Source organism: Roseicella sp. DB1501 (genome assembly GCF_013112485.1).
GTDB lineage: Bacteria > Pseudomonadota > Alphaproteobacteria > Acetobacterales > Acetobacteraceae > Paracraurococcus.
In genome coordinates this window covers 254,465-267,113 of the sequence record NZ_JABFHG010000004.1, presented here as the reverse complement: position 1 = coordinate 267,113, position 12,649 = coordinate 254,465, and the positions used below count along the sequence as shown (strand labels likewise).

Genomic DNA, 12,649 nt, shown 5'->3' with positions numbered 1-12,649 from the left:
CCCCCCGGGACAAGCGGCACGTCCGTCCCGCGCGCAGGGTCGCCCGCCAGGACGGAAAGCCCCCCTCACCTGCCTCCCGCCGCCCTGCCGCGGGTTCGCGGGGATCTACGCATAGGCCAGCCGGGTCCGCCGCCGCAGCACCAGCCAGCCAGCGATGCCGATGGTCACGGTGTTCCAGGCGATGCCGTTCAGCACCGCGGCGCGGTAGGAGCCGGTGAGGTCGAAGGCGAGGCCGGACATCCAGCCGCCGATCGCCATGCCGACCAGGGTCGCCGAGAGGGCGATGCCGACCCGCGTCCCGACCTCCCGCGCCGGCACGTTCTCCCGCACGATCACCGCATAGGTGGAGACGATGCCACCCTGGAACAGGCCGAAGATGCCGGAGATGAGATAAAGCGAGACCAGCCCGTCGAAGGGCAAGAACAGCGCCAGCGCCACCGCCTGCAGGGTCGCCGAGAGCAGCAGCGTCGCGGTGCTGCCGATGCGGTCGAGGATGGCGCCGAAGGAGAGGCGGCTGACCACGCCGCAGGCGAGCATCACGGAGAGCATTTCCGCCCCGCGCGCCGGGCCGTAGCCGAGATCGGAACAATAGGCGACGATATGCACCTGCGGCATGGCCATGGCGATGCAGCAGGCGACGCCCGCCACCGCCAGCAGCGCCTGCAAGCTGTTGGGCGCGAGGCCGAGCGGGCTCACCGGAACCGCCCGGCCGGCCGCCGGCGCGGCATCCTGGCGCGGCGCCGGCCGGCGCAGCACCATCGCCAGCGGCAGCATCAGCACCAGGCAGGCGATGCCGATCATCACATGCGTCTGCCGCCAGCCATAGCTGGCGATGCCGGCCTGGACGAGCGGCGGCCAGACCGCGCCGGCGAAGTAATTGCCGCTGGCGGCGAGCGAGACGGCGAAGCCGCGGCGGCGGCGGAACCAGAGCGAGGTGTCGGCCACCACCGGCCCGAAGGTGGCGCAGGCGCCGAGCAGCCCGATGAGGCCGCCATGGATGACGGCGAACTGCCCCATGCTGCCGGCCTGGGCCGAGAGGATGTAGCCGAGCGCGAGGGCGCCGATGCCGATCAGCACCGGCAGCATGACGCCGAAGCGGTCGGCGAGCCGGCCCATCAGGATGCCGCCGGCGGCGAAGCCGAGGGTGGTCAGGGTATAGGGGAGCGAGGCATCGGCCCGGGCGGTGCCGAATTCCGCCTGCACCGCCGGCAGCGCCACGACGATCGACCACAGCCCGACCCCGCCGATGGTGCTGAGCAGCACCGCGGCGCCGAGCCGCATCCAGGCATAGCGGCTGTCCACGCCATCCTCGGCGCGGTGCGCTGCGTGCATCGTTTCCTCCCGCTCGTGCGGCCGGCCAGCAAAGCAGCAGATCGGTCCGGGCGGGAAGGGGCCCGGCCACCCGCCCATCGCATCGCTGCATTGCGCGACAGCCTCTCGGGTGGAGAACGACCGTTGGCCGCACCAAGAACATTCCGATATTGTAAATAGACACAGCGGGCCGGCCGTGTTCCAGGGCGCGGCGCGGCGCGGAAATCGGTTGCCCGGTTATCGATTTGTGTAAGGTGTTTCGATTGGAGCCCCGCTTTCCGCAACAGGATTTCGACGAGGCATCAGGATAGCCGATGCGCCACATTCAGCGACTTTGCCGGTTCGGCATGCTTGGCCTTGCGCTGGCCGCGCCGAGCCTGTTGGCAGGCTGCTCCACGACCGGCGCAACCCCTGGCGGATCCGTCGCCGAGAGCGGCTCGCCCACGGATTCCGCAACGCTGAGCCGCGCCGCCGGAGACACGCTGGAGCAGTTCTTCACATCGCCCGAATGGCAAGGCGTGCGCAATCTCACGGGCGGCGCGCGGGCAATCTTCGTAGCGCCGAGCGCGGAGAAGATCGGCTTCATCCTTGGCGCCCAGCAGGCGCATGGCCTGCTCCTGATGCGTCATGGCCAGGTCTGGAGCGACCCGATCTTCGTCCGGCTGACCAATCTCGATGTCGGCTTCCTCGCCGGTGCCGCGAAGTCGGAGATGATCACGCTGCTGCTGACCCGGGCTGCGCTGGAGGAGTTCCTCGCCAGCCAGCGGATGAGCGCCGCCGGCGGCTTCGCAATCGGCAATTGGGGCGTCGGCACGCTCGGGGCAGGTGGCCTCTCCGGTGGGGTCCAGGTGCTCACGGTGGAGACCAGCCGCGGGCTGTTCGCCGGCGGCGGCTTCGGCTCCGCCCGGCTTTCCCTGGATCAGGAGGCCAACAGCGTCGCCTATGGTCCGGGTTTCAATGCGGACCGGGTGCTCGGCAGCCCCACCGGCCATCTCGCCGCCGCGGCACCGCTGCGCAGGACGCTGTCGGAGGCCGTCCGGGCATCCTGGAACAACGATTGATCGTCGCGTCACGACATGCCGATGCCGGGACCTGCTCCAGACGCCGGCGCGCCCTGGCCGTCGGCCGCGGCAGAGCCGTCGCCAGCCGCCCGGGCAGGCCCGACCCCGCCGCCACCTGCGGCGGGTTGTCGAACCAGCCTCAATCCACCCGCGCGCCCGAGGCGCGGATCAGCGGCGCCAGCCTCGCCTCCTGCGTCGCGCGGTAGCTGGCGATGTCCTCGGTCGAGGTCCACCAGGGCTCGGCGCCGAGGTCGCGATAGGATTTCGCCAGCGCCTCGTTCTCCAGCGCCTTGCGCGACAGGGCGCTCATCCGCGCCACCATCGCCGGCGGCAGCCCGGCCGGGGCCGAGAGGCAGGTCCAGGAGACGATGTCGAAGCCCGGCAGGAATTCGCTCAGGGCCGGGATCTCCGGCGCCACCGGGCTCCGCTTCAGCGAGGTGACGGCGAGCGGACGCACCCGGCCCTCGCGCGAGAGTTGCAGGGTGCCGGGGATGTTGTCGAACATCATGTGGATACGGCCGGCGACGAGGTCGAGCTGCGCCGGCGCGCTGCCGCGATAGGGCACGTGCACCATCTGCACGCCGGCGAGCTGGCCGAACATCTCGCCCGCGAGGTGCAGCGTGGTGCCGGCGCCGGCCGAGCCGTAGCTGTACTTGCCGGGATGCGCCTTCAGCACCGCGATCAGCTCCGGCACGTTCTTCGCTGGCACGTCGAGATTGACGGCCAGCAGGTTCGGTAGCTGCCAGAGCCCGCCGACCAGGGTGAAGTCCTTGTGCGGATCGAAGGGCAACGAGGCATAGAGAGTCGGCGCGATGGCATGCGAGGCGATGCCGCCGAGCCCGACCGTGTAGCCGTCCGGCGTGGATTTCGCGATCATGTCCGCCCCGACATTGCCGCCGGAGCCGCTGCGGTTCTCGACCACGAATTGCTGGCCGGTGACCTCGCTCATCCGCGCGCACCAGAGGCGCGAGAGCGTGTCGGTCGGGCCGCCCGGCGGATAGGGGTTCACGTAGCGGACGGGCCGGTTCGGCCAATCGCTCCCTGGGGCGCTGCCTGGGCCGGTCCCTTGCGCAAGCGCGCCCCTGGCCAGGGCCAGCCCCGGCGCGGCGAGCGCCGCCAGCCCCAGCACTGCGCGCCGGCCCGGCGCGGCCTTCCACTGCTGCATCTTGGTCCTCCAAGCTTTCTTTATTCTGTCCTGCCGACGGGATGGCCGGGCCGGGGCGGCGTCAATCCACCCGGGCGCCCGAGGCCTCGATGATCGGCGCGAAGGCGCGCTCCTCGGCGGCGCGGAAGCGGGCGAATTCCTCGGGGCTCGCGGCCCAGACCGTGGCGCCGTTCTCGGCGTAGCGCGCCGCCAGCTCGCGGCTCGCCAGGGCCTGCCCGCTGCGCTCGGCGATGCGCCGGACCATGCCGGGCGGCAGCCCGGCCGGGCCCATCACCCCGGCCCAGGAGGTGATCTCGAAGCCCGGCAGGAATTCCGCCATGGCCGGGATCTCCGGCGCCTGCGGCACGCGCTGCGCCGAGGTGACGGCGAGCGCCCGCACCCGGCCCTCGCGTGCCTCCTGCAGGGCCTGGGGGATGTTGTCGAAGATCATGTGGACGCGGCCGGCCAGCAGGTCGACATGCGCCGGCGCGCCGCCGCGATAGGGGACATGCACCATGTCGAGCCCGGCCCGGGCGGCGAAGGCGGCGCCCGAGAGATGCACCGTGGTGCCGGAGCCGGAGGAGGCGTAGCTGTACTTGCCGGGATTGGCCTTCACCAGCGCGATCAGCTCCGGCACCGTCCGCGCCGGCACGTCCGGATGCACGACCAGCAGGTTCGGCAGCTTCCAGAGGCCGCCGAGCCAGGTGAAGTCGCGGTGCACGTCGAAGGGCAGGCGCTTGTAGAGCGTCGGCGCGATGGCCAGCGGCGCGACCGAGGCGAGGCCGATGCTGCGGCCGTCGGGGGTCGCGCGCGCGATCGCCTCGGTGCCGATATTGCCCGCCGAGCCGCTGCGATTCTCGACGATGAATTGCTCGCCGCAGACCTCGGACATCTGGTTGCACCAGATGCGGGAGAGGATGTCGGTACCGCCGCCGGGCGGGAAGATGCCGATGAAGCGGATGGGGCCGTCCGGCCACTTCTCCTGGGCCAGTTTCTCCTGGGCCAGTGCCGGCGCCGCCAGCAGCGCCATGCCCGCGGCCAGCGCGGCGCGCCGCCCGATTGATCCCGTCCCGGCCATCCCGACCCTCCCATGCCTGCCGGCTGCTGCCGGTCCTTGGGCCACAGCATGGTGGCAGGAGGCGGGGGTCTGGCAAGCCCGCGCGGCGCGCGGACCGAGCATCGGGGCCGCGCGCGGGCGGCGAAGCGCCGCGAGACGGTCGCGGCGCGGGCGGTCAGCGTGCCGGCGTGGCGGGCGCGGCCGGCGCCGGCGGACCCTGCGGCGCCGGCTGCGGCGCGTATTTCGGATAGGTCCGCGGATAGATGATCTGGTCCTTCGGCCCGGGCGCCCTCGGCGGCCCGGCGCGGCCGCAGCCCGCCAGCGCCGAGGCCGCGAGCAGGACGAGCAGGCGCCGCGTCATGCCAGCCGCTCCCGCCACTCCGCTGCCATGCGGCGGACATTCTCCGGCGCCGTGCCGCCATAGGAGGTGCGCGAGGCGACCGAGGCCGCCACCGTCAGCACGCCGAAGACGCCCTGGGTGATGCGGGGCTCCTCGGCCTGCATCTCGGCCAGCGTCAGCCCGGCGAGGTCGCAGCCCTTGGCCTCGGCCCGGGCGACCAGCCGGCCGGTGACGTGATGGGCGTCGCGGAAGGGCATCTTCAGCTCCCGCACCAGCCAGTCGGCAAGGTCGGTCGCCGTGGAGAAGCCGGCGCCGGCCGCCTGCTCCAGCCGCGCCGCGTCGGGCTGCAGGTCGCGCACCATGCCGGCGACGGCGGCGAGGCTGAGGGTGAGGTTCTCCGCGGCGTCGAAGATCCCCTCCTTGTCCTCCTGCATGTCCTTGAAATAGGTGAGCGCCAGCCCCTTCAGCACGGTGAGCAGCCCGACCAGGGCGCCGGTGATGCGCCCGGTCTTGCCGCGCACCAGCTCCGCCGCATCCGGGTTGCGCTTCTGCGGCATGATGGAGGAGCCGGTGGTGAAGGCGTCGGAGAGGCGGACGAAGCCGAAATAGGGGTTGGTCCAGATCACCACCTCCTCGGCGAAGCGCGAGAGATGGGTGGCGCACATGGCGCAGCAGAACAGGAACTCGGCGGCGAAGTCGCGCGAGGCGACGCTGTCGAGGCTGTTGCGCGTCGGCCCCGCGAAGCCGAGCGCCCGCGCCGTCATATGCCGGTCGATCGGGAAGCCGGTGCCGGCCAGGGCGGCGGCGCCGAGCGGGCTCTCGTTCATCCGCGCCCGGGCGTCCCGCAGGCGCGAGAGGTCGCGCGACAGCATCTCGACATAGGCGAGCAGGTGGTGGCCGAAGGTCACGGGCTGCGCCGGCTGCAGATGGGTGAAGCCCGGCATGACGGTGCCGGCATGCTCCTCGGCGCGCGCGACCAGCGCCCGCATCACATCCTCGATCTGGCCGGAGAGGCCGTCGATCGCATCCCGCACCCAGAGCCGCACGTCGAGCGCCACCTGGTCGTTGCGGCTGCGCCCGGTGTGCAGCCGCTTGCCCGCCTCCCCGATCTCGCCGGTGAGGCGGGCCTCGATGTTCATGTGGATGTCCTCGAGCGCCTCGTCCCAGGGGAAGTCCCCGGCCTCGATGCGCTGCGCGATCCGGCCGAGCCCCTCGCGGATCGCGGCCTCGTCTGCCGCGGATATGATCCCCACATGCGCCAGCATGGCGGCATGGGCGAGGCTGCCCGCGATATCCTGCCGCCAGAGCTTGCGGTCGAAGCCGATCGAGGCGTTGATCGCCTGCATGATGGCGGAAGGCCCCGCGGCGAAGCGGCCGCCCCATTGGGCGTTGCCCTGGGATGTGCCTGAGGACGTGCCAGGGGAATTGCCAGCGGAAGGATGTGACACGATGGCTGCGCTTTCCGGTCTCTGGGCGCCCCGACGGGCGGTGCTGGGCCTGGCCCTGGTTGCGGGCGGGACCCTAGCCGCCGCCCCCACGCTGCGCAAAGTCCGGGCCGCCGGCGCCATGGGGCGGCTGGTCGAGGACGGGCCGAAGCCGCTGCCCGAATTCGGCTTCACCGATGCCAACGGGGCGGAGCGCGACGTCTCCGCCTTCGCCGGCCAGGGGCTGCTCGTCAATCTCTGGGCGACCTGGTGCGGCCCCTGCGTCGAGGAGATGCCGGCGCTCGACCGCGCCCAGGCGGTGCTGGGGGCGGAGGGGATCCGGGTGCTCGCCCTCTCCTCGGACCGCGGCGGCAAGGCGGCGGTCGAGCCCTTCTTCCGCGACAAGGGCATCCGCCGGCTCGAACTCTGGCTCGACCCCAAGGGCGCGGCGCAGCGGGCGCTCGGGGTGCGCGGCCTGCCGACCACCGTGGTGGTCGACCGGCAGGGGCGCGAGCGGGCGCGGCTGGAAGGGGCGGCGGCCTGGGACCAGCCGGAGATGCTGGCGACGATCCGCCGCCTGGTCGGCCCGGCGGCGGCGCCGGAGGATCAGTCGAAGACCTGAACCTGCCGGCCGGGCTCCGATCGCGGCCGAGGCCCGTCGCAGCCTGGAGCAGGACCGCGGCGGGCCGCGGGACGCTATCCTTGCGTATAGACCGTCTCGGTCGGGATGCCGAGTTCCGTGAAGACGGTCTTGCGGGCGAAAAGCCCGTCGGGGTTGATGGTCACCCCATCGGTGCTGTCGATGAACAGATAGGCCGCGGCGTCCTTGCTGATCGCGGCGTCATGCAGGGCCGTGGCAGGGCCGCCGAGGCTGAATTGGAAGGTGTCCCAGCCGCTCTGCGACAGCCAGCCCGTCCCCTGCACCCAGGACCATGTCACGTAGTAGGCAGGGTGCTTCTCGATGACCTCCTGGGCATAGGCGATCGGCGGATCGCTCTCCTTCCCGGCCAGCGGGGGCTCCGGCGGCGCGGGGACCCAAGCCGTCACCTTGAAGTCGGTCGTGAGGACGTATTCCCAGGTATTCTGGTCAAAGCCGTGGATGGCCGCATCCATCATCGGAAAGAAGGTGCTGTCCTGCTCGATCGGGAAGTCGATGTCGGCAAGGTCGGAAAGCGTGGCGGTTTGTCCGTTGAAGCTGAAGGAGGTGTTCCAGTTCCCGGCCACGTCGTCGATGTATTCGGTCAGTTGCTGATCCACCGCGAGGAATGTGTCCTGCATGCGGGTCAGCAGATCTGAGAAGGTGGTGTTCAGGCTTGCGGGCGTGCTCGTCGTCCAGGAGGCGACCATGCCCGAGACGAAGGTCGCGGCGAAGGCACCCGCGGTTCCGAACCCCCCACCGAGCGCACTGAACGCCCCCTCGATGATGTCGAGGCCGATCCCGAGGCCGGGATCCCTGTTGTCGGATTCCGACAGGAGGAGGTAGGCGTTGTCGATCTTCGTCTGGCCTTGCGGATACAGGTAGTCGTTGAAGGCCTGGATGGCCTTCAGGTTGGCCTGCACCGCGCTGATCTGCTCCGGCGTAGGGTCGGCGGAGGCCTCCGCTGCCGCCTCCGGCTCTGCGAGGGACTCCGGCTCGCAGACCGGATCCGCCGTCCCGACGAGGCGACATCCATAATCAGGGAGCCCGCCGTCCCACGGATCGTCTTGGTACATCCACGTCATCGTCACGTCTCCCCTTCCCTGCGCCATCCGCGCGGTCCGAATCCGCGCCGGATGCTGGAACAATCGTTCGGGATTGGCTTCGCAGCGGGTGCAAGGCCGCTTCTCGTGCGGCGCAAGCGGATCCCGCCATGCCCTTCCCCATTGCGAGGCCGAAGCGGCGCTCCCCTCGGAGGGCGGCGGATGAGGTGAATGCCGCGCTGTCCTGGACTGTCCGGATGCTTCGCCGCGCGGCGCTCGAGAGGTGCCGGAACCGTCAGCGGCCGATGCGGCGCAGGTCGCCCGGCGCCATGCCGAACTCGCGCCGGAAAGCGCGATAGAAGGTGGCAAGGCTCGCGAAGCCCCAGGCAAAGGCCACGTCCGTGACCGCGCGCGGCGAGGCCGCCGGACGTTCCAGGGCAGCGCGGCACTCCTGCAGGCGGCGGCGCGTCACGTGCTCGGCGAAGCTGGTGCCGGTGGGCTCGAAGGCGAGGTGCAGGCTTCGCACCGAAATGCCGAGCGCTGCGGCGGCCTTGCCGGGTGAGAGGTCCATCTCGGTCAGATGCCGGTCCACGTGGCGCTTGATCTGTGCGAGGCGGGCGGCACGCAGCGCGTCCTTCTGCTCTGGAGGGGCGGTGCCGCATGCGGCGGCGATCAAGCGACACAGGATGTCTCCGGCATGCCTGGCTTCCGTGTCGCTGAGAGCGGCCGCCTGCTCGCCGAGGCTGTCCAGGTAGCTCGTGAGAAGCGCCAGCATGCCGCTGCCGGCCCCACCCGGCGACAAGGTGACGCAGGGCGGTCCACCGAAGGCCGGAAGGTGTGGCTCGAGCAACACCCGTGGCAGCACCCAGTAATCGCCATCGAACCTGCTGCCCTCGTTCATCGGACGTGTCCGGTGAGGATGGTCAGTGCTCGACAGGATGAGCTCGCCACGGGGAATGACGAACTGGCCGCGCCCCGGCACGTCGAACCAGGTGTCGCGGGCCAGGTCGCGGTGAAGCCAGTACGCGTCGCCGCTCCTACGCGCGATCTCGCGTGGGCTGCGGCATGCCAGGTGCGCATCGGCCGTGCCGCGAAGCCGGGTGAGACCCCCTCCGCTCCAGACGGTGATCCGCGCGTCGAAAGCCTGGGGCGTCGCGTCGATGGCCTCGCCGGCCATGCCGAGGACACCTTGGAGCAGGCCATCGCACCAGAACGAGAAACGCTCGCGCTCCGGAACGCTGTCGGTGGTCAGCACCATGCAGTCCATGCATGTCTTCCGTGCGGATGGGAAAGGAAAAGCTGCTCTCGACATTTAGAAAGCGCAAGCATTTCTCCATCTCGCGCCGCCGGCGCCTGGCGCCGAAGACCGGGGTGGCTGGTTGCCGCCGGGGTCGCGGGGGGCAGTACCACGAGGCGAGCGACGAGGGCTGCGGCCGCCGTCCCAGGGGCCGTCCCGAGGGCCGTCGCGGCCGGGGCTCACGCTACCCTGGCGCCGCGCCTCGCCCAAAGCGCCAGGGCGCAGACGGCGACCGCCGCGGCGAGGAAGGCGCCGCGATAGCCGATGACGGTGAGGCCGAGCCCGAAGCCGAGCGAGCCGGCGCTCTGGCCCAGGAAGAGGGCGAGGGCGAAGGCGCCGACCGCGGTGCCGCGCGCCTCCGGCAGCGCCTCGGTCGCCAGGGTCTGCAGCACGCCGTGGAACATGTAGAAGGCGAGGCCCATCGCCACCTGGATCGCCGCCACCACCGGCCAGGCGGGGGCGAGGGCGAGGCCGGTCAGCAGCACCGCCAGCGCGCCGCCGCCGAGCGTCAGCAGCCCGCGCTCCCCGAAGCGCCGCAGCAGCGGCCGCGCCATGCGGGTATAGGCGAAGGCGCCGAGGCCGAAGCCGGCGACGATGGGCCCCGCCTCGCCCGGGCTGCGGCCGAGTTCCTCGATCAGGAAGGAGCCGGTGAAGGGAAAGGCGCCGCCGAAGAGCAGCGCGCCGTCGAGGAAGGCGATGGCCATCAGCCAGCGGCCGGACCCCGTGCGCAGCAGGTCGAGATAGGCCGCCATGCCCCGGCCGCCCGCCACCTCGGCCGGCCGCCGCCAGAGCGCCGGGCCGAGCCGCAGCGCCAGCACGCCGCCGACGCCGAGCGCCAGCAGGCCGAGCACCAGGAAGGGCGCCCGCCACCCCGCCTGCTCGGCCAGCACGCCGGCCCCCGAGCCGGCGAGGAGCTGCGCCATCACCATGCCGGTGAGGAAGCGGCTGATCGTCACCTGCCGCTCGGCATAGGGCACGCTGTCGGCGATATGCGCCATGAGCAGCGGGATCACCGCGCCGGCGAAGAGGCCGCACCAGGCGCGCAGCGCGACCAACCCGCCGAGCCGCGTGGCGAAGGCGCTGGCGATGAGCCCGGCGCCGAAGAGCAGCACGGCGAAGCAGGCGATCCTCACCTTGCCCATGCGGTCGCCGAGCGGCCCGGCGACGAGTTGCACCAGGCCGTAGGGCAGGACGAAGCCGGCGATCAGCCAGGCCGCCTCGGCGATGCCGACCCCGAAGGCGGCGGCGATGGGCGGCAGGAGCGGATCCAGCATCCGCATGCCCGCGCCGGTGGTGAAGCCGGCCAGGGCGAAGAGGGCGATGGGGATGGCGGGAGGCATGCCCGGCCGATAGGGAGGCGGGTGGCGGCCTGCGTCAAGCCGGCCCGGATCAGCCCGCCGCCGGGTCCAGGCTCTCGGCCACCTTCTCCTTCTGCCGCCGCGGCAGCAGCTTCATCGTCAGGATGAAGGCCGAGAGCACCAGGCAGATGCCGTTGGTCAGGATCAGCGGCCATTGCCAGAGCAGAAGCCCGTAGGTCAGCCAGAGCGAGAAGCCGGCCACCGTCACCGCATACATGCCGGCCGAGATCGCCTCCGTGTCGCGGGTGCGGATCACCTTCCAGGCCTGTGGCACGAAGCTGGTGGTGGAGCAGAGCGTGGCGAGCCCGCCGACAAGGGTCGCGGCGTCCAATGGATTTTCCTCCCTGTGCAGGCACCGATGGGCAGGGGTGGCGCGGGCCCGAGACGGCCCGGCGCGGTCCGGGCCGGCCATCAACCCGGCAGCCGGCGGGGGGTTCCGGCCGGGTTGCCAATGGGTTGACAGCGCCGGCGGCGCCGGGAAGCCTGCCGCGCGACGATCGACGGATACCGCATGACCGAGGCGCCGCCCCTGCTGGGCCAGGGGTTCCATTGGCAGGAGCTGCAGCCGGGGCAGCGGTTCCGCAGCTTCCGCCGCACCGTGACCGAGGCCGACCTGATCGGTTTCGTCACCCTCACCGGCATGCAGGAGCCGCTCTTCGTCGATGCGACGCTCGCCGGCGCGCTCGGGGCGCGGCCGGTGCCGGCGGCGCTGACCCATGCGCTGATCGAGGGCATGGTGCTGGCGGGCATGGCGCATGGCACCGGCCTCGCCCTGCTCGAGACCCATATCCGCGCCCGCGCCCCGGTGCGCGTCGGGGATACCATCGGCGCCGAGGTGCTGGTCGCCTCGGTCCGCCCGACCACGACCGGCAACCGGGGCGTCGTGGTCAGCGAGATCACGGTGCGCAACCAGCGGGACGAGGTGGTGATGGACTACACGGTGACGCGGCTGCTGGCCGGGCGCGCGGAGCAGCGGGCATGAGGCGCCGACCGCTGCTCGCCCTCGGCGCCGGGGCGCTCGCCCTCGGGCCCGGCCGCCGCGTGGCGGCGCAGGGTGCAGCGCAGGGCTTCCCGACACGGCCGGTGCGCCTCGTCGTCGCCTTCCCGCCGGGCGGTCCGACCGATGTCGTCGCCCGCATCCTCGCCGAGCGCATGGGGCGCGAGCTCGGCCAAGCCATCGTGGTGGAGAATCGCGGCGGCGCGAACGGCAACATCGCCGCCGAGGCGGTGAGCAAGTCCGAGGCGGATGGCTACACGCTGCTCTACAACACCTCCTCCATCGCCATCAGCCGGGCGCTCTACCGCAAGCTCGCCTATGACGTGCTGCAGGACCTGGTGCCGGTGTCGCTGACCGCCGCCTCGCCCCTGGCGCTGGTGGTGAACCCTGCCATGCCGCCGCGCGACCCGGCCGGCTTCATCGCCTGGGTGAAGGCGGAGGGCGGCCGGCTCAGCTATTCCTCGGGCGGTGTCGGCAACATCTCGCACCTCGTCAGCTACCTGGTGCTCCGCCATATCGGCGCCGAGGCGGTGCATGTGCCCTATCGCGGCACCGCCGCGGCGCTGACCGACACGGCGGCGGGCAACGTGCAGTTCACCAGCGACACCGTCGTCACCGCCCTGCCGCTGATCCAGGACGGGCGGGTGCGGGCGATCGCGGTGAGCTCGGCCGAGCGCACGCCGCTGCTGCCCGAGGTGCCGACGATGTCGGAAAGCGGGCTGACGCCGCCCGGCTTCGACCTCGGCGCCTGGCAGGGGATCATGGCGCCGGCGAAGACCCCGCCCGAGGTGGTGGCGCGGCTGAACGCGGCGGTGGCGGCGACGCTGGCCGATCCCGAGGTGCGGGGACGGCTGATGCAGCAGGGCGCGCGGCCGACCGGGGGGAGTGCGGCGGATTTCGCCCGGTATCTCGGCAACGAGGTCGCGTTCTGGACGCGGGTGGTGAAGGAGAGCGGGGCGACGGCGGAGTAGGGACCCGGC

The 12,649-nt window shown here is 71.9% G+C and carries 13 protein-coding genes; 4 read left to right on the top strand and 9 right to left on the bottom strand.

From position 1 onward, the window contains the following. Positions 1-105: 105 nt before the first annotated feature. Positions 106-1,332, bottom strand: a complete 1,227-nt coding sequence (locus tag HJG45_RS10225; protein ID WP_171612028.1) for an MFS transporter — start codon at positions 1,330-1,332, stop codon at positions 106-108. Positions 1,333-1,625: 293 nt separating this feature from the next. Here HJG45_RS10225 and HJG45_RS10220 point away from each other — a divergent pair, with 293 nt between their 5' ends. Next, positions 1,626-2,372, top strand: coding sequence for a lipid-binding SYLF domain-containing protein (locus HJG45_RS10220; protein ID WP_171612027.1), 747 nt, complete (start codon positions 1,626-1,628; stop codon positions 2,370-2,372). A gap of 139 nt (positions 2,373-2,511) precedes the next feature. Here HJG45_RS10220 and HJG45_RS10215 read toward each other — a convergent pair whose 3' ends face one another. The 4 genes from HJG45_RS10215 to argH all read right to left on the bottom strand — a co-directional run bounded on the left by HJG45_RS10215 (position 2,512) and on the right by argH (position 6,361). Continuing rightward, entirely contained in the window at positions 2,512-3,537 is a 1,026-nt protein-coding gene (locus tag HJG45_RS10215) for a tripartite tricarboxylate transporter substrate binding protein (RefSeq protein ID WP_171612026.1), read from the bottom strand. 61 nt (positions 3,538-3,598) lie between these two features. Beyond that, complete coding sequence (locus HJG45_RS10210; protein ID WP_171612025.1) at positions 3,599-4,594, bottom strand: tripartite tricarboxylate transporter substrate binding protein; 996 nt, start codon at positions 4,592-4,594, stop codon at positions 3,599-3,601. A gap of 154 nt (positions 4,595-4,748) precedes the next feature. Beyond that, positions 4,749-4,934 carry a lipoprotein gene (locus HJG45_RS10205; protein WP_171612024.1) on the bottom strand — a complete coding sequence of 62 codons (186 nt, stop codon included), beginning with the start codon at positions 4,932-4,934 and terminating at the stop codon, positions 4,749-4,751. Next, on the bottom strand, positions 4,931-6,361 hold the full coding sequence (argH, locus tag HJG45_RS10200; RefSeq protein WP_368040558.1) for an argininosuccinate lyase: 1,431 nt from the start codon (positions 6,359-6,361) through the stop codon (positions 4,931-4,933). Before argH ends, HJG45_RS10205 begins: the two co-directional genes overlap by 4 nt. Position 6,362: 1 nt before the next feature. Here argH and HJG45_RS10195 point away from each other — a divergent pair, with 1 nt between their 5' ends. After that, a complete protein-coding gene (locus tag HJG45_RS10195) occupies positions 6,363-6,959 on the top strand; it encodes a TlpA disulfide reductase family protein (protein ID WP_254452414.1) in 597 nt (198 codons plus the stop codon). 74 nt (positions 6,960-7,033) lie between these two features. On the opposite strand, the gene HJG45_RS10190 is transcribed toward HJG45_RS10195, so the two are convergent. The 4 genes from HJG45_RS10190 to HJG45_RS10175 all read right to left on the bottom strand — a co-directional run bounded on the left by HJG45_RS10190 (position 7,034) and on the right by HJG45_RS10175 (position 11,003). After that, entirely contained in the window at positions 7,034-8,059 is a 1,026-nt protein-coding gene (locus HJG45_RS10190; protein WP_171612021.1) for a hypothetical protein, read from the bottom strand. 253 nt (positions 8,060-8,312) lie between these two features. Then, the gene (locus HJG45_RS10185) at positions 8,313-9,275 is read right to left on the bottom strand and encodes a helix-turn-helix domain-containing protein (RefSeq protein WP_171612020.1); all 963 of its coding nucleotides are present in this window, start codon (positions 9,273-9,275) and stop codon (positions 8,313-8,315) included. Positions 9,276-9,493: 218 nt separating this feature from the next. Then, the gene (locus tag HJG45_RS10180; RefSeq protein ID WP_171612019.1) at positions 9,494-10,654 is read right to left on the bottom strand and encodes an MFS transporter; all 1,161 of its coding nucleotides are present in this window, start codon (positions 10,652-10,654) and stop codon (positions 9,494-9,496) included. A 49-nt stretch (positions 10,655-10,703) separates the two neighbouring features. Continuing rightward, the gene (locus tag HJG45_RS10175; RefSeq protein WP_171612018.1) at positions 10,704-11,003 is read right to left on the bottom strand and encodes a SemiSWEET family sugar transporter; all 300 of its coding nucleotides are present in this window, start codon (positions 11,001-11,003) and stop codon (positions 10,704-10,706) included. 180 nt (positions 11,004-11,183) lie between these two features. On the opposite strand from HJG45_RS10175, the gene HJG45_RS10170 reads away from it, so the two are divergent. Together HJG45_RS10170 and HJG45_RS10165 are read left to right on the top strand one after the other, a co-directional pair. Continuing rightward, positions 11,184-11,654, top strand: a complete 471-nt coding sequence (locus tag HJG45_RS10170; protein WP_171612017.1) for a MaoC family dehydratase — start codon at positions 11,184-11,186, stop codon at positions 11,652-11,654. Next, complete coding sequence (locus HJG45_RS10165; RefSeq protein ID WP_171612016.1) at positions 11,651-12,640, top strand: tripartite tricarboxylate transporter substrate binding protein; 990 nt, start codon at positions 11,651-11,653, stop codon at positions 12,638-12,640. The genes HJG45_RS10170 and HJG45_RS10165 overlap by 4 nt, the downstream gene beginning before the upstream one ends. Positions 12,641-12,649 lie beyond the last annotated feature (9 nt).